At 59.7% G+C, this 20,103-nt stretch carries 11 protein-coding genes and 1 pseudogene; 2 read left to right on the top strand and 10 right to left on the bottom strand.

Features of this window, described 5'->3' with window-relative positions; translation table 11 throughout:
- Positions 1-88: 88 nt before the first annotated feature.
- From G4G31_RS05210 to G4G31_RS05175, 8 genes and pseudogenes are all read right to left on the bottom strand, one after another.
- Positions 89-328, bottom strand: a pseudogene (locus G4G31_RS05210) (transposase domain-containing protein); the annotation flags it as partial.
- A 147-nt stretch (positions 329-475) separates the two neighbouring features.
- Entirely contained in the window at positions 476-3,136 is a 2,661-nt protein-coding gene (locus G4G31_RS05205; RefSeq protein WP_182990581.1) for an AIPR family protein, read from the bottom strand.
- A 30-nt stretch (positions 3,137-3,166) separates the two neighbouring features.
- Entirely contained in the window at positions 3,167-4,978 is a 1,812-nt protein-coding gene (mzaE, locus tag G4G31_RS05200; RefSeq protein ID WP_182990580.1) for an MZA anti-phage system associated AIPR family protein MzaE, read from the bottom strand.
- A gap of 2 nt (positions 4,979-4,980) precedes the next feature.
- Entirely contained in the window at positions 4,981-5,988 is a 1,008-nt protein-coding gene (mzaD, locus tag G4G31_RS05195; protein ID WP_182990579.1) for an MZA anti-phage system associated PD-(D/E)XK motif protein MzaD, read from the bottom strand.
- The gene (gene mzaC, locus G4G31_RS05190; RefSeq protein WP_182990578.1) at positions 5,972-8,827 is read right to left on the bottom strand and encodes an MZA anti-phage system associated Z1 domain-containing protein MzaC; all 2,856 of its coding nucleotides are present in this window, start codon (positions 8,825-8,827) and stop codon (positions 5,972-5,974) included. The genes mzaD and mzaC overlap by 17 nt, the downstream gene beginning before the upstream one ends.
- On the bottom strand, positions 8,824-10,338 hold the full coding sequence (gene mzaB, locus G4G31_RS05185; protein ID WP_229425381.1) for an MZA anti-phage system associated ATPase MzaB: 1,515 nt from the start codon (positions 10,336-10,338) through the stop codon (positions 8,824-8,826). Before mzaB ends, mzaC begins: the two co-directional genes overlap by 4 nt.
- Entirely contained in the window at positions 10,335-12,467 is a 2,133-nt protein-coding gene (locus G4G31_RS05180; protein ID WP_182990577.1) for a sigma-70 family RNA polymerase sigma factor, read from the bottom strand. Before G4G31_RS05180 ends, mzaB begins: the two co-directional genes overlap by 4 nt.
- 217 nt (positions 12,468-12,684) lie before the next feature.
- A complete protein-coding gene (locus G4G31_RS05175) occupies positions 12,685-14,316 on the bottom strand; it encodes a DNA cytosine methyltransferase (protein ID WP_229425380.1) in 1,632 nt (543 codons plus the stop codon).
- Positions 14,317-14,364: 48 nt separating this feature from the next.
- Here G4G31_RS05175 and G4G31_RS05170 point away from each other — a divergent pair, with 48 nt between their 5' ends.
- Positions 14,365-14,799: a very short patch repair endonuclease gene (locus tag G4G31_RS05170; RefSeq protein ID WP_182990576.1), complete on the top strand. Its 435-nt coding sequence runs from the start codon at positions 14,365-14,367 to the stop codon at positions 14,797-14,799.
- Positions 14,800-14,876: 77 nt separating this feature from the next.
- Here G4G31_RS05170 and G4G31_RS05165 read toward each other — a convergent pair whose 3' ends face one another.
- Entirely contained in the window at positions 14,877-16,007 is a 1,131-nt protein-coding gene (locus G4G31_RS05165; RefSeq protein WP_182990575.1) for an acyltransferase, read from the bottom strand.
- Positions 16,008-16,395: 388 nt separating this feature from the next.
- On the opposite strand from G4G31_RS05165, the gene G4G31_RS05160 reads away from it, so the two are divergent.
- A complete protein-coding gene (locus tag G4G31_RS05160; RefSeq protein WP_182990574.1) occupies positions 16,396-18,108 on the top strand; it encodes a diguanylate cyclase in 1,713 nt (570 codons plus the stop codon).
- A 14-nt stretch (positions 18,109-18,122) separates the two neighbouring features.
- Here G4G31_RS05160 and G4G31_RS05155 read toward each other — a convergent pair whose 3' ends face one another.
- A complete protein-coding gene (locus G4G31_RS05155; RefSeq protein WP_182990573.1) occupies positions 18,123-19,751 on the bottom strand; it encodes an ATP-binding domain-containing protein in 1,629 nt (542 codons plus the stop codon).
- Positions 19,752-20,103 lie beyond the last annotated feature (352 nt).

Genomic DNA, 20,103 nt, shown 5'->3' with positions numbered 1-20,103 from the left:
CCTTCACGGCCCGGTCGAGTTTTCGACCGGGCCGTTCTTCATTGAGCAGCATGACAAGTCGCTGGCGAAGGCGTTGCATCAGGTGCGCGTTCGGCAATGCCAGATCCAGGTCGTCGACTACCTCACTGAGGGACTGGTGACGGTACAGCGCTAAAGCGACGACCAGCCACACCACCTGTTCGGCAGGCAAGCGGCGCTGCCGAATACTTGCTTTACCAGTGTATGCAACCGCTTGCTCGATCCACTCGCACGGCAAGTGTTGTCCCAAGCGTGCCCAATCCGGGTCTTCCTGGGCTTGCACGAGAAAATGAAGCGCGTCATCAAACATGATGACGCAGGTGAACAGCCTCAGCTACCGTTTACAACACCCAAAAGAAAAATGCCGTCCAGTCTTAACTGAACGGCATTAGCCTAATTAGGCCGTTTTTTATTCCTCGAACGTTGCATGTCTTGGCGGACCGCGGAACTTGGACGATCAAGCACTCAGACGCTTATCTGGCTCTTCAAAACCCTCTTTGATCAACTTGGACCGTATTGACCAAATCCGCTCGCATTCCTTCACTGATGGGACGAATTTCGGAATTCGGGTGGCAGACCGGAGCAGTTCTGCTTCACGCGCATCGAGCATGGCGTTCGCAGCGCCCCATTGCCGCAGCTCTTCCCACTGAGCTGGCCGAATTCCCAAGACAGCCGTTCTCGCGAAAACGCCATACCCAACCTCCTGTACCCCACTGCCTTCGGCGTATTTGCGCGAGATTGGATCTACCAAGTTGTCGAACACCGGCTCGCTCAGCGGAACAACAGCATCGCGCGCCCGCTCCCAGCAAGCTTCCTGCTTGGCCCATTCGGTCACGTTCGCACGGGGCCGCTCCGGGTCAGTCAAAACACCAAGAACGGCCTTGGCAATGCTCGCGATGTAGTCGCTGAGCGCATCAGGAACACGCTGCGTTTTCCAGATCTCGTCAAGATCGAGCTGACGCCCCTTCCCACTCTTGAGCACCGTGAACTGAAGCACAGCCAGAGCGTACGTGACGATATTGGCGCGGTATGCTCCTTGATACCAGGGCTGTTCACCGACGAGACGCTCGGTATGGCGGAACAGGATCGACATCGCAACTAGATTCCTGAAATAGAGTTCGTCGAACGCGCTGTCGTTCTCGGTCCAACGCTTCGCCAACCAGCCAGCGAAGAAGACGAAATTTTTCTGAGCTCCACAGCTGACCTTGTGCGGCAATCCCTTCCAAGTGTTCTCGTACTTGGCGACATCGAGTTTCGTCAGCAGCTGCGATTTCGGGTTTATCGCGAGGAAGCGCTTTTTGCCATTGCTGTCGAGATTCTTCTGCTCGTTGACGTATTGCCCCCGCGACCGTTCGTAATACCATCGCGTCTGCTCCTCTCCCTCGACAGCCGGCGCCATAACGCGCTGGGAGAGCTGTTCAATCCTGTGATGGTACGGGTGGTTTGCGAAAAAGTCCGACTCATTGACTTTGTTCTGGCTATTGGCGAATCGAGCAATCAACGGTATCAGTTCGCCCGCGCGAGCCGGCGAGAGTACTGACAGCTTCATCTGCACGCAGATTTTCGACAGGTCGTGCCCAGCGCGCCATGCGGCCGCGAGGGACGCTGTGGTCTGACCGCCATTGACGATCTGAAGATTGACCGCCCTGACGATGCGCGACGAGGCAGAATCGAATTCAACTGCCTCGGCGGTTGCAGCGATGCCGTTGTTGTACGCGAAAAACATCTCCGGTTTGTCGGAAATGGTTGTCTGGATAGCTGAGTTGATCTTCCCCTTTGTGCTAAGGAAGGATCGAACGTTCCCCTCAAGAAGGCGGCTTCCGTGGCGCTCATAAATCGCGGCCAGCACCGCCCCGCCAATAGTGCAGAGGTACCCCTCATAGTCACCGTCGGCTGACCCGGCATGCAGAGCGGGAACCCCGTTGCTACCGTCGACACAGAAATCGACTTCGAGATCATCCCGCCCGCTGACGGATTCGGAAGCGCGGTGAAAGCGTGCTGCATCCCACACATACCGTTCCAGAGCAATCCCGGACAGCTCGTCGCTTCCTTCAAGTTCCCCGCCGAAGTCCGACAGCCGATCAGTGACCAGATACATCCGAATGCGCAGAATGCCGGGCCGCATGCGAACGATGTCCGCCGCAAGGCCGGCGATGGGGGTACCCGCCAAACCGGGGTCCCTAGACACATCGCCGTGCAACGACGCGTCGATGAATGTCTCCAGCATGTCGAAGTGCAGGCGAGCGTCATTGGTTCCGAGATAGTCGATATCCTGAGCGCCGGAAAAATCAGTGACCATTAACGCCAGAGTGCCATCTGTATCGTCAAATGCATGGCCATTTACACGCATCGGGCCGCGACCTGCAGCGGTTCCGTTGAAATCACAGCGCTGGAAGTCCGCGAACTCCTCTGCATCGGTCAAGCGTGCCGCGGCATCGTCGGCAAAGATGGCACTCGCGCTTTCGCCACTGGCCTGAACGTCGACCGCAATCGATGCCATCCATTCTTCGCGAAAAGTTGAGAGGGCACGAAAACGTGATTGCAACTCAGCACCCTGCTGCTGATCGAAGACGCGTTCGATATCCACTACCTCGACGGCGACGGTCTTTCCCCCAATTTCAAGCGATGGCAAGAGCATCGTTCCGGCGCACATATCCGTCAGCACGTGGATACGCACGTGCGACATATCGGACCACGCGCTGGCGATGGTGGAAATCAACAGAAATGCGTCATGCGACGCGTCGACGTGCGCGGCCAGCGTGCCACGCGCCGACATCTCGAGAAAACGCCCGCACTGCTCAGCAGCATCGAGGGCGTCCTGCTCGCTGATGGAGCGTGGCTCCTCATCGCCGCTGTACACACTGACAAAGGCGTCGAGTCTGTCGAGCTCATCGGAAAGAGCGTATCCGCTGAGCCGGAGGTCGTGATGGTCGATGGAAGCGAAGTAGCGGCATGGCTGCGAGTCATAGGTAATGCCCCGTTCGGCCATGTGGCGAGCAAATACTGATGTGAACACAAGTTCGGCGAACTGGGGCGCGCCGCCTGTCGATGCGGCATCCGCTGCCATTCGGTCGCGCACCTCGTCGTGCACGGCCGAGAGAAAATCCTTCAATACCATTCTTGCTCCTGGAACTGCGTTGTAGTGTGATCAGAGAACGGGCCGTGAGCGTGACGCAGCCACTTCAGGGATACTCTGATCAGGATTCGACCATGCGTGCTTCGACAGCATCTCCCAGCACTCTTTCTTCTTTGCCCATTCGGAAAGCATTCGACCGTTAGCCGTACGGTGAAGCATGTCGTTTACTTCGTCCGACCACGTGACGATCTGATTGCCGAGTTCCGTCGAAATTCCCTGCTTCTGCCAAATGGCGTCGAGACTGATCCGGTCGCCCAGCATCAGCGAGACGACCGCCACGGTATAGGCAGTCACGTTCGCCTTGAACGCCGGGAAACGGCTCTTCAGCAGACGTGTCGCCGTTTTGAAGATGATCACTTTCGCGATCATGTGCCGGTACTCAGCGGCGTCAGGAAGATTCGGCGTCTCGTCGTCGGCCTGCATCACCCGTTTCATGAAGATCGGGAATGCCTTCTGCCCCCCTAGACTGACTAGATCCGGGAGCTGCATCCAGCCGCAGAGGTACTTGGCAAAATCGGTCTTGGTCAACTTGCGGCTTGGCGGCATCGAATCCTGCAGGCGCCGAAGGTCGACTGCCGATTTGGCTTCTCGATCCAGCATCACTTTGTAGCTGCCCGCAGCGCGCTCGTAGTACCAGCGCCCAACGCCGTCCGGACAGTATGTAGTCATCGCCAGCTTCTCCATCTGGACATGGAATGGCTTGTTCGCGTAATGGTCCGAGCCCTTTACTGCACTCTGTGAGTTCGCATAGCGAGAGATGTCGGCGATCAGCGCGTCCTCGGAAACTTCGTCCGACCGCCGCAGAACGATAACCTTGGCAGGCACACGGACCTTGCGAAGATCGACTCCGGCGAACTTCTTCTTCGTGAAAAAGATCGAGGCCATGGTTTGCCCCCCGTTGACGACCTGCATTCCCTTGAGCCATGCAATGCCCGGACTGCCGTCGGCAGCGCGCTCCAAGTGTGCTTCGTCTGCGACGATGACGACACCGTTGTTGTACGCCATGAACCGCTCTGGCTGATCGCGCAGAGTGTCACGGATCCCCTTGTTGACTGTGTTGGTCTGGCTAAGGAAAGACCGCACGTTCGCTTCCAGGATGCGCGGGCCATACTTTTCGTAGAGAAAGCGCAATGCTTCACCGGGGAACACGGTCATTGCGTAGTCGTATTCCGCCTCGCTGTCCGATACCCAGACACATGGAAGGGAGCTGCCGCAGACATCGCTGAAATTTACAACCAGTTCGTCCCGCGGCTTGCCACCCTGCCAGTGATTGAACAAGCGTTCGATGTCCATTACCTCTAGCTTGACTGTCTTGCCCTGGATCTGGCGTGCTTGGAAGTTTCGAGTTTTGGCCTTGCGATCAGTGAGAACGTAAATGCGGATCTGCTCGAGGCCTGCGTACGCCTTCTCGATCGTCTGGACTAGTGCGAATGCATCGTGAGACTCGTCCATTTTTGCAGACAGCGTGCCCGATACGCACTGGTTGAGGAAGCGGGAGCACTGTTCCGCTGCGCGGGTGGTTTCGGAGTCAGGGATCCCAACCAGGTCGTCGCAGCCCTCGTACAGACTGACGTACAGGTCGAGCTGGTCGACGTCCTCGGACAGCGCGTAACCGCTGAGCTTCAATATCCCTTCCCCTACTCGAGCAGAATAGTGGCAGATCTCGGGTTCGAAAGTCATCCCGATATCGGACATGTGCCGTGTGACCACCTCGGTGAAAACCAGCTCGGCGAATGGTGTTTCTCCTCCAGGTTCGGCAGCGCGTGCCGCCATTTCCTGCCTTACGTCATGTTGCGTCTGGTGCAAAAAATCGATGAGTTCCATACTCAGATGGCTCCAGTCATAGTGAGGATATGTTCGATCGTGGCTGCGGGAACATCGACCCCGTCCAGATCGATTTCATAGCGGGCGTGGCGGATGGCAGCGGGCACGTTCGCGGCAACGAGGCGTGGAAAGCTTTCGTCGACACGCAGGAATCGCCCTTCCGACACCGTCAGACAGCGGGTGTAATGTTCTGCATGCGCGTCCACGAACCCGGCATGCAGCAATGCATTCTCGAACAGGGCCGCCGCCGCAGGGTCGCTCTCGAGCACACTGCGCAGCGCAGCCACCTTGGCGGCAAGCGACAGACCATCAGCCGCAAGGGCGAAGCGGCAGCCGAAAAGGAATAGCGGTTGCCGCACTGAATCATCCAGCTGCGCCAGAGACATGATGGTGACCGGGAAGCCGTCGTGAGCCAGCGTGCTCTTAACCTCGATGGCACCCGATCCGACCTCGAAATCCTGGAGGCCATTAAGCGGCCCACGCCAGCCCTCGACTGCCGCATGCAGGTCCAGCCCAGCGGAAACCAGCCGTTCGAGACATACAAGCTCGCCGCTCAACCCCAGTTCGGCTTCAGCGCTTAATGCTCCCGAGCTCCTGCTCATGAAGTGTTGCCATGCTCGAATGCGACCAAGGAAAATCTGCATCTTTCGCTGATGGGACGACTCCGCGTTCGCCGCGATTGCTGCCACGACATCGGTTACCATTCTCGAGAACAGTTCGATACCCCCCTCCTCCTGACGGACCAGCGCAAGCCATTCGCCTGGCAGTCCCACCGAAGCGCGTTCAACGCGAAAGCCAGCCGCGGCGGGTAGCATCGATGGTGCAGGCAGGGCGACTGATGAGAACCCGATGATGAGGGCTTCACTGTTTTCCGGGAACCGCCGAGCCGCCTGGAGACGCCCCCCTGCCAATCCTGAAATCGGAATACAGCGCCAGCCGCCCTCGCCACGCGTGTCGCTGGCGAGCGCACGCCAGGCAGCGAGTACTTCCTCGTTAATCAGCGGCGCCATATTCCAGTTCCCAAAGAACGTTATTGACTTTGTATTCGACCTTTGTACCGGAACGGCTTCCGGGGAAGCTCACTCCGAAAGCGACCACCGGCGTTTCACCTGTAGCCGGTTCGCCTTGAATACCTTCGACATCGACCAGATACACGAGCAGTACGCCCCGCTCGGGATGGGCTTGTACTCCAGGGGCACCATGCCCCCGTACTCGCCGCAGAATAGGGCCGCTCGGAACATCAGGCTCTGCCTGATTCTTCAATCGAGCAGAATCTTCCTTCCAGATCTTGCGTGTCTCCGCCAGTGCGGCTTCCCACGCCTCAATGCCGAAATCAATACCCTCGTCTTTGGGCGACAGCAGACGACCGATAGACTGCCGGTCCACCGTGTGCGACTTCGCCGAACGCTTCGCCCGTTGCACGGATACGCCGGCAACGTTGACGGGGTTGTCCGGCTTTCCGCCACCAATCACTGCCACAGTCCATTCTGTCAGTTCGTTTTCCTTGACCATCTTGACGATGAAGTCACGAAGCAGGAGGCTGTTCGCCTTCATTGCCTCAGGATGCGTGCTGTATGCGCTGAGGAAATCAGTCACGTGTTCATGCGACACCGCCTCCCAGAGCACCCCGCTCCAACGGTCGTCCGTTGCGGGGCGCTGCTGTACCGGATCCCGCTTGCCTTCGCCCATGGCCGCGACCAGTTCATTGAACGCCGCGAAGTTCGTGTCGAGCTGCCGTTGCTGTCGATGCAGCGCCACGGTTTCGATGACATGCCCGCTGAACGACAGGTACAGGCTCCGTGCCGAGCGCATCTTCAGGCGCGAGGTAACCATCAGCACCGGATGCGATACGACCTTCAGGCCATAGTCGCGGGGTGTGCCGCCGCTTTCCACCATCATGTCGAACTCGTCTCGCAGCTCCTCGGACGCATCGGCGATGTGTTCAAACCATTCGATCAGGTCCGAAGTGGTGTAAAGGCGGCAGAGATCGAGATAGCCCGGACGATAGCCGAACCAGCGTCCCATCTGCATGAGCGTGTCGTACATCCGCGAAGCGCGCAGGAAGTAGCTCGTGCACAGTCCTTCCAGCGTCAGTCCCCGTGCCAGCTTGTCGCCCCCAATTGCGATTACCTTCAGGCCATCAGCGGTTTCGGTGTAGTCCAGCACGTCGCCAGCTGTGCCATTGATTACTCGCACGCTGATCTCGCTGACTACGAGCGGCAGAACCTCAGCGATTTCTCCCCATGTGCTGAAGCTGAAGGGACCCGCGTCGGGTACCTTTTCCGCCATCTCTGCCGTAGTGGGCTCGAAATCATTCGCCCACAGTTCGGCCAGCCTGTCCAGAACCGGCTGATGCCCTATCCGCCGCGACAGGCGCTGATCGATGGAGCGCACGTATTGTTCGACGCGCGTGTGGACTTCGAGCTGAACTGCGTTGAAGCGGGTCACGTGGACCAACATCGAGCTGTGCTGCGCTTTCTGTCCCCGTACCTGACGCGCGGCACAGGAAAGGATGAACGCGTCGATGGCTTCACGCAGAGAGGCTGGCAGCGCGCTTTCATCGGCATCCGATGGAACATGGGTATTCTTGTGCCCAACCGGCATCCAGCCGGATCGTCCATCCTTGCTGCAGTGATCGTCGACGGTGCGCACCAGCGGCAGGCTGCCCTGACGCTCATCTCCATTGTAGAGACCGAACACACGCGCCGGGCCAACGTAGTTGGAAGGCGAACCAAGATTGTGAATGAATGCTGCCGGGAAAAGGTCTGGCCCTGCCTCTGCGGTGGTGCCACGTTCGTGAATGAAAATGTTGGCAAATGGCGTGGCCGTATATCCGACGTAGGCCTTGCGATGAAACGCGTGCAGGATCCGCCGGATAAGACCATTGATGGCCGTAGGCTGGTGGTCCTCGTCAGCCTTGCCGTCGGCATCGAAGAGCTGCGCTCCGGTATCAACGGAGGCATGATCGGCTTCATCGTCGATGATCAGGAGAGGCAGGTGCGTGACCACCTTGCGGCCGGTCTCCGGCTCCACCGCGTCGGCAACATGCGTCTGAATCCAGCGTAGCAGCCGGGCCAGCACGGTCTTGTTCTTCTTCACCACGAACAGCCACGGGAGCGCTTCTGGCGATACCCCTAGATTCTTGACATTGCTGGCAATGAAATCGCCCTTGTCCGTCCGGTTGGTCGCGTAGTTCGGCCGGATCGACGGATCCTGATCAATGGTGCCTACTCCGATGAGCCGCATGCCTTCGGCAGATGGGTTGGTCTCGAATCCGAGGAAGCCCTCGTCGAGACGCATCTGCGTCTGCGTACGGAGGTTGTTGTGCATCCCGGCGAGGACGATGATGATCTTGTAGCCGGCATCGGCTGCCTTGCAGATGAGGCCAGTGTAGTTACCGGTTTTGCCGGACTGAACGTGGCCGACAACAAGGCCGCGGCGGTCCCAGGGGCCCTTGCGCTGTGGGTCTTCCAGCATGCCAAGAATGCGGTCGGAAGACTTGTCGAGGCCGTCGACGGCCTCCCATGCCATGCGGGCCTCCTGGAACTCCCGGTACCGCTGCCAGTAGCGCCAGTCCTTCTTGCGCTCGGGCGTCAGCCAAGGCACGTGACCTTCATTATTCTCGAGCCAGCTGTCCTGGCTGCGCCACACGCTGAACCGGCGAATCAGCTCGTCCGACACCGCGTCGCGGTCGAGGCCTTCACCCCAGCGCTGATTCATCATCAGCACCAGCGCAATCTTCTCCGCGATCAGTGCGGGCGTGATGGCGCTCTTGTCGGGTTCATTGAACAGCAGCTCCTGCACGATCTTGATAACGCTTGTCTTGTTGGCTTCGACTTGTGACGTCATGGTTTCTTTTCCAGTTCGGGAGGCTGGTCGGGCAGCGAGCCCACCAGTTGAGGGTAATTCTGAAATGGCTCGGACAGCAGAAGACGGGTGCGGGCCATGGCCGGCGACATGCCCTTGAGCAGAACCATGTTGCGGTACATGACCATCAGCACTTCGGTGACCGCCGCGGGTGGCTCGCCGGAAAAGCTCGTGCGCGGAGTCTCCCGGTTTTCCGCCGTATCGAGCCAGATCCGCTGAACCGGTACGGTCTCCTCGATCACACGCAGCATTGCCAGTACTTGGGGGGCCAGCGCGCGCGCGTCGTCAAGCACGGCGCGCACGGCGGGATGGTCGGTGTCGATGCGGTAGCGCATTCCGCCCGAGAACTTCTGCGAGCGCCATACCTGGCTGACTTCTTCGCCGTTTCGGTTCCGAGGAGCCTGGCCACGCAGTGCGAACGCCTTGCGTGCCCTGCTGCGCGTCTCGTCAGCAAGCCTTGCGAGCCACGCGCGGACCTCCACCGGGGGCCTGGCGGTCGATTTCCGGATATCGATTTTCCATGCTTGGTCGGCCGAATTCGGTATGTCGAGCCGAATGCGAGCAAGTCGGTGTGCCTCGTCCTTGGTCCACCCGCGTCCTTGGCCGAGCCCAAGCCAGCTTCCTGCCACTAGCAACCGCTCGTTACGGTAAACATAAAAACCCTGTTGTGCCGTCCAGCCGTCAGGCCCTTGGGCCGACTCATGCTCCTTTGAGGTCAGCCGATCCTTGTGCGGAAGGACATGACATTCCACCTCTACCCCGGGCATTCCAGGAGCCGACGCCGGCGGGGAATGCCACGGCTTTGCCGGATGGCCTGACAGGAACGGGTCCCAGGGATTGACTGGCTTGCCGCCGATGCGCAGCCGCAGACGAGGACGCGTGCCCTCGAGATACCGATGAAACACCATCGCCAGATGCCGCTCGACTCGGTCGATCATGTCGAGGAAATCCTGTTCGCCATAGCTGTCCGTAACGATTCGATCAAGGACCTCCCACAACACCAGGGTTCCATGCGAACGACTACCGAACTGTTCAACCAGCTCGCCGGCGCTGTCATGCGGCCCTTCCAGCAAATGCCAGCCATCGCCTTCGCTGGCGGCCAGAACATCGAGATCCCAGCGCAGGCACTGCAATCCATCCGGCCCAACGGACGCAACGGTCAGGCGTCGGCACTGGGAGAAGGAGGCCGTCTTCAGCCCAAGACCGAATCTCCCGAGGTCATTTTCGTCCCGGCGGTCCAGTGGGTTCTTTTCCCCCAGACGCATTGCAGAGTCGAGCTCGACGGCACTCATGCCGTCGCCGTCATCCTCTACGCGGACTCGGCTTCCCTTGCCACTCCATTCGAATGTCAGCTCGACATTTTTCGCTCCGGCAGCGATGCTGTTGTCGATGATGTCGGCAAGCGCCGTGGCGGTGCTGTAACCCAATCCGCGCAGCGCTTCTATCATTGCGACCGCGCGCGGAGGCGCGTGGCGGAATCCGTTTTCTTTCATTCTTCTTCCTGCGGTTCGGTCCCTGTACGGGCCATTGGCGCGTAGGGAGCAAGCACATCGGCACGGGATGGATGGTTGAGTTTTCGAAGAGTCTTTGCTTCTATCTGGCGAATGCGTTCCCGTGTCACGCCGAACTGCTGCCCCACCTCATCGAGGGTCCGGCCACCCGCGCCATCGAAGCCAAAACGCGCTACGATCACTTGGCGTCCTCGCTTGTCGATCCCGGCAAGCAAGCGTTCGATTGCCGTAGCCAGACTACGGTCACACGCTCTCTGCAACGGATCACATTGCAGGTCAACGATGCTGAAGGGATCCGGAGTAAATGGTTCGAGATCCGGACCGCACTCCTCAATAGAAATTACCCGGATATCAGCACGGATGATCTGCTCAACCTGCCGCAACGAAAGAGAGAGATGATTGGCGATTTCTTCGGGACGCACCTCTCCTGCGCGACCGTATTCCAGCTCGCGCTGCACCCGGCTGACCTGATATATTTTTTCGCCTTGGTGAACCGGCACTCGAATTGTGCGTGAGGTGTCTTGTACACTCCGGCTCATGCCTTGGCGTATCCACCAAGTCGCGTACGTGGAGAACTTGAAGCCGCGCCGGAAATCGAATCGTTCCGCAGCACGCATGAGACCGATGTTCGCTTCCTGAATCAAATCTGCCAGCGGCAGACCACTGTAGCGATACTTGTGCGCGAGCGAGATCGCCAAGCGAAGATTGGCAGTCACCAAGCGATCGCGTGCACGCTCGTACCCGGCAATCGACGAGTTCACGAGATCGGCGGCAACGTCATCAAGCCGCGATGCTGCGTCAAGCATCCTCTTCAGGTCGACCGGGGCGGGCCGCGGCACTGCCCTGTCACGGCCATTCTCCGGTGCGCCGCTGCGGACGAGCTGCACGTAGGATCGGAAATCGCCCTCAACGCTATCGGCGCCCTTCTCTTCCGAAGCAGCTTCGAGCGACTCGCCGCCTTCAGCCATTTCGTCACCATCCTCCAGCTCATGGATGGCGACACCGCCGCCTTCACCAGTCTGTGCAAAGTAAAGCAGCCAGTCGCGCTCGGGCAGCGAAGCAAGGGCGCGGGTCAATTGGCCGAGGGTGCTGTCCATCTGCCGCCCCAGCCGTTCCTCGTCCTCGCGCTTGATGAGGTCGTACTTGCGTGCCTCAGTGAAGTACATATGCTCCGGCCCGGTGGGTTCGGCGAGACGATCGTGGAGCACATGAAGAACCTCGATTAACTCCTCGTTATTGGCGCTGAGGCTCACTTGGGGAAGGGGTGTGCCGACAGTCTCCAGCAGAATGCCGAGATCGTCGAGAAGCCCCTCCATGACAACCCGCACACGCTCGATCTCAAAACCAAAGTCCTTTTCGAGCGCCTGTTGAAGGTTGTCGTCCGTCACGTAGCCGTCGCGCAACCCGGATGCAATGAGGCCTTCAACTGCGGCTAGATCCTCGATCCGGGGCGAAAGCTGGGCTGCGCGAGCTTCAGGAAGTTCGAAGTCGATTGCTGACCAGTCAGCATCGTCGCTGATTCTGCGGTGCTCAGAGATACGCCGCTGAACTCCCTCGGCTGCCATTACGCAGTCTGCATCGTGAACAGGCACACTAACGTTTGCGTCGGCAGTCCATCCGGATAGATCATCAGTAAATTCTAACGGGTGGATTTCTGCGCTCTGCGCCAACGTGGTGTCAACGGAAGCCATTTGAAGGCCCTCTGCGCTGCAGTGTTGAAGAGGCAGGAGATGCGTGCCGCCGATCGCGGGAGGCGAAGAAGATCCGTTGCTCAACAGGACATTGCCAATCTCAGCGGTGTGAGGCCCGTCGGAATTCGGCGCACCACGTGGCAGGAGAAGTGTAGCAAGCGTAAGGTGGCCATGGTCACGCGCCAGCTCGACGGCCGTCTTACCGCCGGCACTGAGCAGCGACGCATCTGCACCCAAGGCAAGAAGCTTCGTGCACGAATCCTGCTGGTTGTGAATGGCCGCGATCATCAGCGGCGTGAGACCGGCAGAATCGCGGCCATTTAGCGATTCGCCGCGATGAATGTGGAGCGCAATCGCCTCCACTGCCCCCGACTTGAGGGCAAGCCGGAAAAGCGGACTAAGCTTTCTGTCCGCCTGCATTATTGCGACCTGGATTTCAGCCACAGGAGCAAAGGGCGAGGATGAAACACCAAGTGGTGGTGATGGGCCATGCAGTGATGCGCTTCAAAGTGACAAGGGAAACTTATTTCCTTTCATTATCACTTATTTTGCGCACTTAAAACTAACAAACAATCACCGCAGCATTTTTCCAACACACGCTCTGTTTTCACTCTGACTGACAGCCGGCACAGAACGGTTACGGAACTCTTGTCGCCCAGAGATCCTGTTGTGCAGGGGCCGTAGAGCCTGCATCCCCACCACGTAACAGGGCAATAACGATGTCGCCGATCTTTTTCGCAAGTAGCGGAGGCACTGCGTTCCCGACTTGGTGAAACTGCTCAGTTCTATTTCCCTGAAAAAAGTAGTTATCTGGAAAAGTTTGGAGCCTTGCGGCTTCCCGCACAGTCAGGCTCCGGCACTGTTTCGGATCGTAATGGATGAAATAGTGGCCGTCTTTCGAAATGTGACTGGTTACTGTCGTTGCGGGCCGATTTTGCAGCTGAACTCGAAAGCGATCCGAGAACTTTCCTGTCTCCCAGTTGTCATGGTTCGGCCGCAAACCTTGCAACGAGAACTCGGCATGCCCCTTCGGCGACCAGCCGAACGCATCAGCAAATGCTGCCGCAAACGCATACCGTCGCAGATCGGCGCGCATGTGCCCTCGCGCATCGTGATTCAGCCAGACTTCAAGGCGAGGGTCGTAATACCAGCCATCAAGCAATGTCGGATCATCTTCGTCGGAACCGATCTTGCGAAGCTGGTTGCCGCCCGTCCCTAGTCCCCGAGGGATCTCCGCGGACACCTCCTCGAGCACATGCCGCAATTCAGCCTGTGCTTTGCTAGCCGTGACCTCTCGAGCCATTTCGCGGAAGTGATTCGCCACGACCTCCCCCCAACTCTCGCTTGAATCGAGTTCCTTGCTGAGCCGGCTGCGCAACTTGGGCAACGAGCCTATGACCCGCGCGACTGTGACCTCGGCAACCTTCTCGATCTGCCCGGGCGACCCAAGGCCGATGTCATCGCGAACACCGATGAGAATTACGCGGTGCCGTGCCTGGGGAATTCCGTGCTGTTCTGCTTTAATCACGAAATCGTGCACATCGATTTTTCGGGGCGCATCCTTGGTGGAGAAGCTGGTACGGCAGGTCAGCGAGTGTATTCGGTATCCACTTCCGGAAGCCGGCATTTCCATTGCCCTGTCGGGATCCGAAAGATCGTGAAGGATCGTTTCAAAAATCTTTCTCCCGCCCACAGTCGCCGTAAGAATGCCCTTCACGTTCTCCATGACGAACACCGCAGGGCGGTACTTCTGGATGATCCGCAGGTACTCCTTGTAGAGAAAATGACGATGATCGTCTTCCGCGCGGTACTCGACCTTTCCGCGGTTGCGAGCCCGTCCGACAAGCGAATATGCTTGGCATGGCGGCCCACCGATCAGGACCCAAGGTATATCTGGCCCGAGTTCGTAAGCCGAGATTCGGCGGTCGAGCTCGTCATTGTCGGCAGGGTTACCGAGCTCCAGCTGCCGCGCTTCTTCGCCTGCCTCTATCCATTTGTCAAGGTTGGTATCGTCATGGGGAAGGTCTGCCTGCCCATTGCAAAATCGGTAATACGAATCGAGCGCATTCCCGCTTTGGCGCTTGAGCAAACGATAAAAGGCACGCAGACGAAGCGTATTGCGCGCAGAAGAATTCATTTCTGCGGATACAATTATCCTGAAAGGATCGCCCTTTACCGACGAAAATCCTTCACCAAGACCTCCCGGTCCAGCAAAGAGGTCAACAATCGGGATAGTACCCGCAAGATTGGATAGCGGTTCGATGAGCAACTTGGCCTAACGTGAAAACTTGCGTGGGGGAACAGGATACCAGGAAAAATGGACGTAGTCGATTCAGCCACGCGGTCGAGAATGATGGCCGGAATTCGTTCAAAAGACACAAAGCCGGAGATGACTGTGCGTAAATATCTCCACGCACAAGGTTTTCGCTTCCGTCTCCATACTCGTGACTTGCCTGGCTCCCCAGATCTGGTTCTCCCGAAGTACAAGGTCGCGATTTTTGTTCATGGTTGCTTCTGGCATCGGCATCATGGTTGCCGCTACGCCACGACACCCGCATCAAATGCCGGGCAATGGAACGAGAAATTCAACTCCAATATAGAGCGAGACATGCGAAAACAATCAGCACTTGAAGCAGCAGGGTGGCGAGTGCTTGTCGTCTGGGAGTGCGAGCTCCGCCGAAACTCGCAAACTCGGCTAGATCAGCTGTCCGTCGAGATCACCTCTTCGCCACTTCGAAAAGGCGTGTGTTAACGAGCAGTCTTGCATTCTGACGTGAGGCGCTTGCATTGTAAAGCAACCGCGCCACATCCATCTTTACTTGCCCATTTTCAGCGGGTTGCATTGAATGCAAGTGCATCCCTCGAGCTAGGGCGCAACTTCGCCATCTGCCCTAGCGGCCTCTCAATCCAGCGGAAGAACAATGCCCCCGCTGCCAAGCTAGCGATCCAAGCGAACAGCGTGCCGGCCGCCTGTAGGTGGGACTGGGTGGGGACAAACTGAGTGAACGCGGCATTGACCACGAGGCATACTGGGAAGTGAATCAGGAATACCGAGTAAGAAATCTTCGCTAAGCGATTCACCAGCGGCCACATTCCTGTTGGAGCAGTTTGCGTTCGTCCGCACAACATCAACACACAGGCCACCGCCAGGGCCACCGCGATACGGCTGCGAAAATCCAGCGTCAACGCCAGCAAGGCGGGCACCACCATCATCAGCAGCAAGAGCGCAACGGCGCGCGGGCGGCGTGCAGGATCGCTTGCCCACCATGCCAGCGCGCCCAGGCCGTAACTACCCAGGAAATACGGCGCCCACACATCCCAATCCGAATCCAGGTTGAAGTACAACAGTGAAGCGGCGACCACGATCGTCATCACGATCGGCATCAGCCAGGGCAGATTGCGCCCGCCAGCGAAGCGTCCGCATCCCCACAGCAGCAAGCTCATCGCCGCATACAACTGGAAATCGATCGCCACATACCAGGCCCCTGCGGACAAGGCTTCATAGCCGAGCACATCGTGCAGCAGCAAGGCATGCGCGCTCAGCTGGCCGAAACTCGGCGGTGCGGCGATGGAGTCATGGGTCATCCAGGTCGATGCCAATGCCGAGGCACCAATGGCCAGCAGCATCGCCACCAAGAACGGAGGCGCCAGCTTGAGGTAGCGGCGCCAAATGGTGGCAAGGGGATTGCTCAGGCCGGGCAATCCGCGCGGCGACAAGGATTTGGCAGCCAGGAAACCGCCCACAACAAGAAACACCTGCACCGCAATCCGCGCATCGGCGGCCAGCCAATCGAACAGCGCGGGCGCCAACTGGCGCGCGTGATCCGCCATCGGTCCATAGAACGCCAAGTGGTGCAACACGATCAGCTGCGCCGCCCCTGCCTTCAACAGATTGATCAAGAAAAATTGGTTACCACCGGCCCCGTTCGCTCGGGGCGCTGTTACGCCTGCTGCGCTCATTCCCACCTCATGCTTCGCACTATCGTCAACAATGCTTTCCGACCCTACCAAAGCACGCATTGATGCTGATATTGCCGACCGGGCCGCCATCATAGCCGAGCTTGTACAAGTGCTACCACGAGAAAGGTTAGCAATTGTTTCACGCTGACCAGAAGTTGCTGTGATTAGAGAAACAATTCCAGTCGCGCCAACCCGGCGCTGACGAGACGCGAACCGATTTTCGTCAGCGGGGCGTCCGCCTCACAACCGCCCGCAACCCCGCTACGCACCAGACCTTAAATCGCCTATGGCCTGTGATAACCTACCCTCATCAGGTAGCGGCTGCCGCAGAATGCCGTGGGATTGTGGGCTGGCCGGCAATGAAGCCGCGTTAGCCCAGCCTCCACAGATGAAATTCGAATCCAAGATCAAACTCGCCGCCTGCGCGATCATCCTTGTCATGTCGACCGTCGCTGCTTTGCCGATGGTCGTCAACAACCAGGTGACGACCGTGATGTCACAGCTGCGCGCCGCTGCCGACGTCGAGCGGCTGCAGATGACCTTGCTGGAGCAGCTGCTCAATGCCGAAACCGCGCAGCGCGGTTTCGTTGTCACCGGAAACGAACGCTTTCTCGAGCCGTATCACACGGCGATCAACACGATTCCTGCAACCCAGGAGGGGCTTCGCAAAGGCATGGCCAGCCCTGGCGAGGTTGCCCGCTTTGCCGTCATCGAGCGTGCCGCGGCAGCGAAAATGCATAACGTCGAGCAGGCAATCGTCCTGCGCCGTGAACAGGGTTTTGCCGCTGCAGCCACCTTCATCGCCACCGGCACCGGCAAGGCGCAGATGGATGGGCTGCGCCATTTGATCGGCGAGGAACTGGCAATGTATTCGCACCGGCGTGCCGAACTCGGCAATCAATTGTTGGCGACCTCGAATTCCGCCGCAAACGCCAGTCTCGTGGCAACGATTACGAACATCCTGTTCCTGGCCGGGGTGCTGGTTGCCGCTTCGCGCGTGCTGCGCCAGCGTGACGCGGCCGAGCGCAAGGCGCAGGACGCTGCCGACCAGACCCAACTGACAAGCGAGCGCATCTCGCTGCAAAACGCCCTGCTCTTCCGTAGCGCGGAACTGATGCATTCGCTGGAACTGGCCGAGACGGTCGACGAATCGGCCGGCGTCATCGCCAGCTATCTGCCGCGCGTGCTGCCGAAATTGTCCGGCAGCCTGTATCTGTACAACAACTCGCGCGATATCCTCGAGCGCAAGGCCGGCTGGGGCACGACCGAACACGAGCCGGACATCATCGAAGCGACGGATTGCTGGGCGCTGCGGCGCGGCAGTCCGCACCAGTTCGGCCCGAACGGGGGCCTGGCCTGCCGCCACGTGCCGAAGGTCGATACCGGCCGCCTGTGCCTGCCGCTGGTGACGCAGGGCGACGTGATCGGCTGCCTGACGGTGGCGGGCGACGAGCTGCTGGACGCGGCCGAAGACCAGCGCGCCTGGATCGGCCAGCTCGCCGAGCAGCTCGGCCTGGCGCTGAGCAATGTGCGCCTGCGCGTGTCGCTGCGCCAGCAATCGATCGTCGATCCGCTCACGCAGCTCTACAACCGGCGCTACCTCGACGAGGTGCTCAAGCGCGAGATGGCGCGCGCCAGCCGGAACGATGCGCCCCTGAGCGTGCTGATCCTCGACCTCGACCATTTCAAGCGCATCAACGATACCTTCGGCCACGAGGGCGGCGACGCCATCCTGCGCAAGGTGGCGCTGACGCTACGCGAAGGCATCCGCGCCTGCGACGTCGCCTGCCGCATGGGCGGCGAAGAAATGGTGGTGCTGCTGGCCGACTGCGGCCAGGACAATGCGCTCATGCGCGCCGAAGCCCTGCGCCTGGCGATCGCCGCCGGCGACGTGCTGCACGACGGCAAACGCATCGGTGCGACCGCATCGATCGGGGTGGCATCCTATCCCCAGCACGGCAACAACATGCAGCTGCTGATGCACGCGGCCGACCTGGCGCTGTACGAGGCCAAGCACGAGGGCCGCAACTGCGTACGGGTGGCCAAGGAGCATAGCGGGACGCAGGTTCCCCCCGCGGCGCAGGACGGGGCCGGGATCTGACCGCGGACGGCGGGCTACATCCGGTCCAGCAACTGCAGCGCCGCCCGGTCACTCATCACCAGCACCAGCTTCAACCGCGCGCGCGTCATGCCGACGAAGAGTTTACGCAGCACCAGGTCCGTCATCTCCTCGAAGTCGATTTCCGTGAAAATCAGCGCCGGCGCTGATTGCCCCTTGAAACGATAGACGGATTCGGCCAGCAGCCCGCCTTCCCGAAATACCGGGTTGCCGAACAGGTCATACGAACCCGTGAACAACTTCAGCGTATGCGCGTCGCTCAGCTTGTCGATATTCAGGATGGCCGACTTTTCCCGCCCCCTGAACGAGCAAATGGCGATGTCGTGGCGGCCGAAGCCTGCGGCCAGGCAAGTCGTCACGGCACGCCGGGTCTGCGCCAGCATCGCCTCGACGTCGCCTTCGGGATAGGTCAGCTCCTCGATGTCGGCGCCCTTGAAGGGGCTGCCGGCCTCCACCGCTTCGCTGGCGGCGCCGATCGATTTGAGCATCTGCACGATCTGGCGCGGGCTGCGGTAATTCGTGTCGGAATGCAGCTTCACCCAGCCTGGCAGCGTCACCATCTGCTTGCCATACAGGTTCTGGTCCGGGTCTTCCAGCCAGATCGCACGCCCGCCGGGTTTGACCATGCCCAGCACGATGTCGCGCCAGGAACTGGAAAAATCCTGGCCTTCGTCGACGATCAGCACGTCGTACTGCCAGGTTTCCGGCAGCGCCACCTCGGCCAGCGCCTTTTCGATGTCGTTCCAGACTTCGGGCGAGGAGTAATCCGGCGTGACGTCCTGGGCGCGCATGTAGGCGTCGCACAGCATGTGGAAGGTCGACACGCGTCCGCCCGGCGGCACCAGGCGCTCGATGTGGTCGGCCAGCGGCCGGTTGAAGCACACATATAGAGGGCGCAGGCCGGCGTCGAGCGCGGCGGTATATTCGGCCAGCGCCAGCTGCGTCTTGCCGCTGCCGGCCGTGCCGGCCACGCGCAGGCGGTAGGGAGAAAACTCCAGCCGCCGCGCCCAGGTGGCCAGGCCGCCGGACAATCTCGTCACCATCTGCGTGGCCGAGCCGATCATCGAACTCGGGTCGGGCCGCAGGCTGAGCGTGTCGCCGAGGAAGCGCGTCACCTTGTCGAAGTCCTCGGTTTTCTCGGTAATCGGCAGCGCCTCGCGGATGATGCGTCCCAGCCGGCCCTTGTTGGTGGCGTCGATGATGTGGCGCGGGTCGATGCCGGCCAGGTTCGGGTCGCGCACCGTGTAATCCGGGCAGTACAGCAGGTAGTCGATCGACAGCTCGCCCTGGTAACGGCGCGTCAGGCCCTCGATGGTGTGCAGGATATGGGCGCGGATCTTGCGCGGTTTACCTTGAAAATTCTTCAGCAGGCCGTCGCGCGTTTCGTTGAGGAGGCCCGCCACCTGCTCGATCAGCAGCATGCGTCCGTTCGGGGCGACGATGATGAAGTCGACGTCGCCATATACCGAGTAACCCTGCTCGACGTTCGTCCAGTGCACGCCGTGGTAGATGTGGTAGGGCGTATCGGACAGGCGCTGCTCGAGCAGGGCCAGGGTTTCGATCTCGCGTGCGGCATTCCCGGTGACGGACATCTCGCGCCAGCCGGCAGGATGGATTTGGGCCATGGGATCGGGCTTCGCAGATATAAAGGTAGCAAGATTGTAAGGCTGTTCACGCGAAGGAAACACACCTTTCAAACCGTGCGCGCGTGGAGCGCGGCCGCGGGGGCCGGATACGGGCGCCGCAGCCCCGCAAAGCCTCCCTGAACGGTTGGGCCGTGCGCTACAATCGGATATTTTCCACTTGCGAATGCCCATGATGAGGCTACATCCGGAAGGCCTGGATTTCGGCGGATTGAAACACATCCTGTCGGAAGCGGTGCGCGGCGCGTCCCATGACGCCATCCTGCACAGCCTGCTGGAAGAAGCACGCCGGCTGATCGGCGACACCTGGGCGGCGCTCTACGTCATCGACGAA

Source organism: Massilia sp. Se16.2.3 (assembly GCF_014171595.1).
GTDB lineage: Bacteria > Pseudomonadota > Gammaproteobacteria > Burkholderiales > Burkholderiaceae_D > Telluria.
The sequence above is the reverse complement of the archived record's forward strand: the minus strand, read 5'-3'. Positions and strand labels throughout refer to the sequence as shown.

Excerpts from the sequence above, each read along its gene's own strand:
- G4G31_RS05205 (WP_182990581.1), bottom strand. The coding sequence starts at position 3,136 with ATGGTATTGAAGGATTTTCTCTCGGCCGTGCACGACGAGGTGCGCGAC.
- mzaE (WP_182990580.1), bottom strand. The coding sequence starts at position 4,978 with ATGGAACTCATCGATTTTTTGCACCAGACGCAACATGACGTAAGGCAG.
- mzaD (WP_182990579.1), bottom strand. The coding sequence starts at position 5,988 with ATGGCGCCGCTGATTAACGAGGAAGTACTCGCTGCCTGGCGTGCGCTC.
- mzaC (WP_182990578.1), bottom strand. The coding sequence starts at position 8,827 with ATGACGTCACAAGTCGAAGCCAACAAGACAAGCGTTATCAAGATCGTG.
- mzaB (WP_229425381.1), bottom strand. The coding sequence starts at position 10,338 with ATGAAAGAAAACGGATTCCGCCACGCGCCTCCGCGCGCGGTCGCAATG.
- G4G31_RS05180 (WP_182990577.1), bottom strand. The coding sequence starts at position 12,467 with ATGCAGGCGGACAGAAAGCTTAGTCCGCTTTTCCGGCTTGCCCTCAAG.
- G4G31_RS05170 (WP_182990576.1), top strand. The coding sequence starts at position 14,365 with ATGGACGTAGTCGATTCAGCCACGCGGTCGAGAATGATGGCCGGAATT.
- G4G31_RS05165 (WP_182990575.1), bottom strand. The coding sequence starts at position 16,007 with ATGAGCGCAGCAGGCGTAACAGCGCCCCGAGCGAACGGGGCCGGTGGT.
- G4G31_RS05160 (WP_182990574.1), top strand. The coding sequence starts at position 16,396 with ATGAAATTCGAATCCAAGATCAAACTCGCCGCCTGCGCGATCATCCTT.
- G4G31_RS05155 (WP_182990573.1), bottom strand. The coding sequence starts at position 19,751 with ATGGCCCAAATCCATCCTGCCGGCTGGCGCGAGATGTCCGTCACCGGG.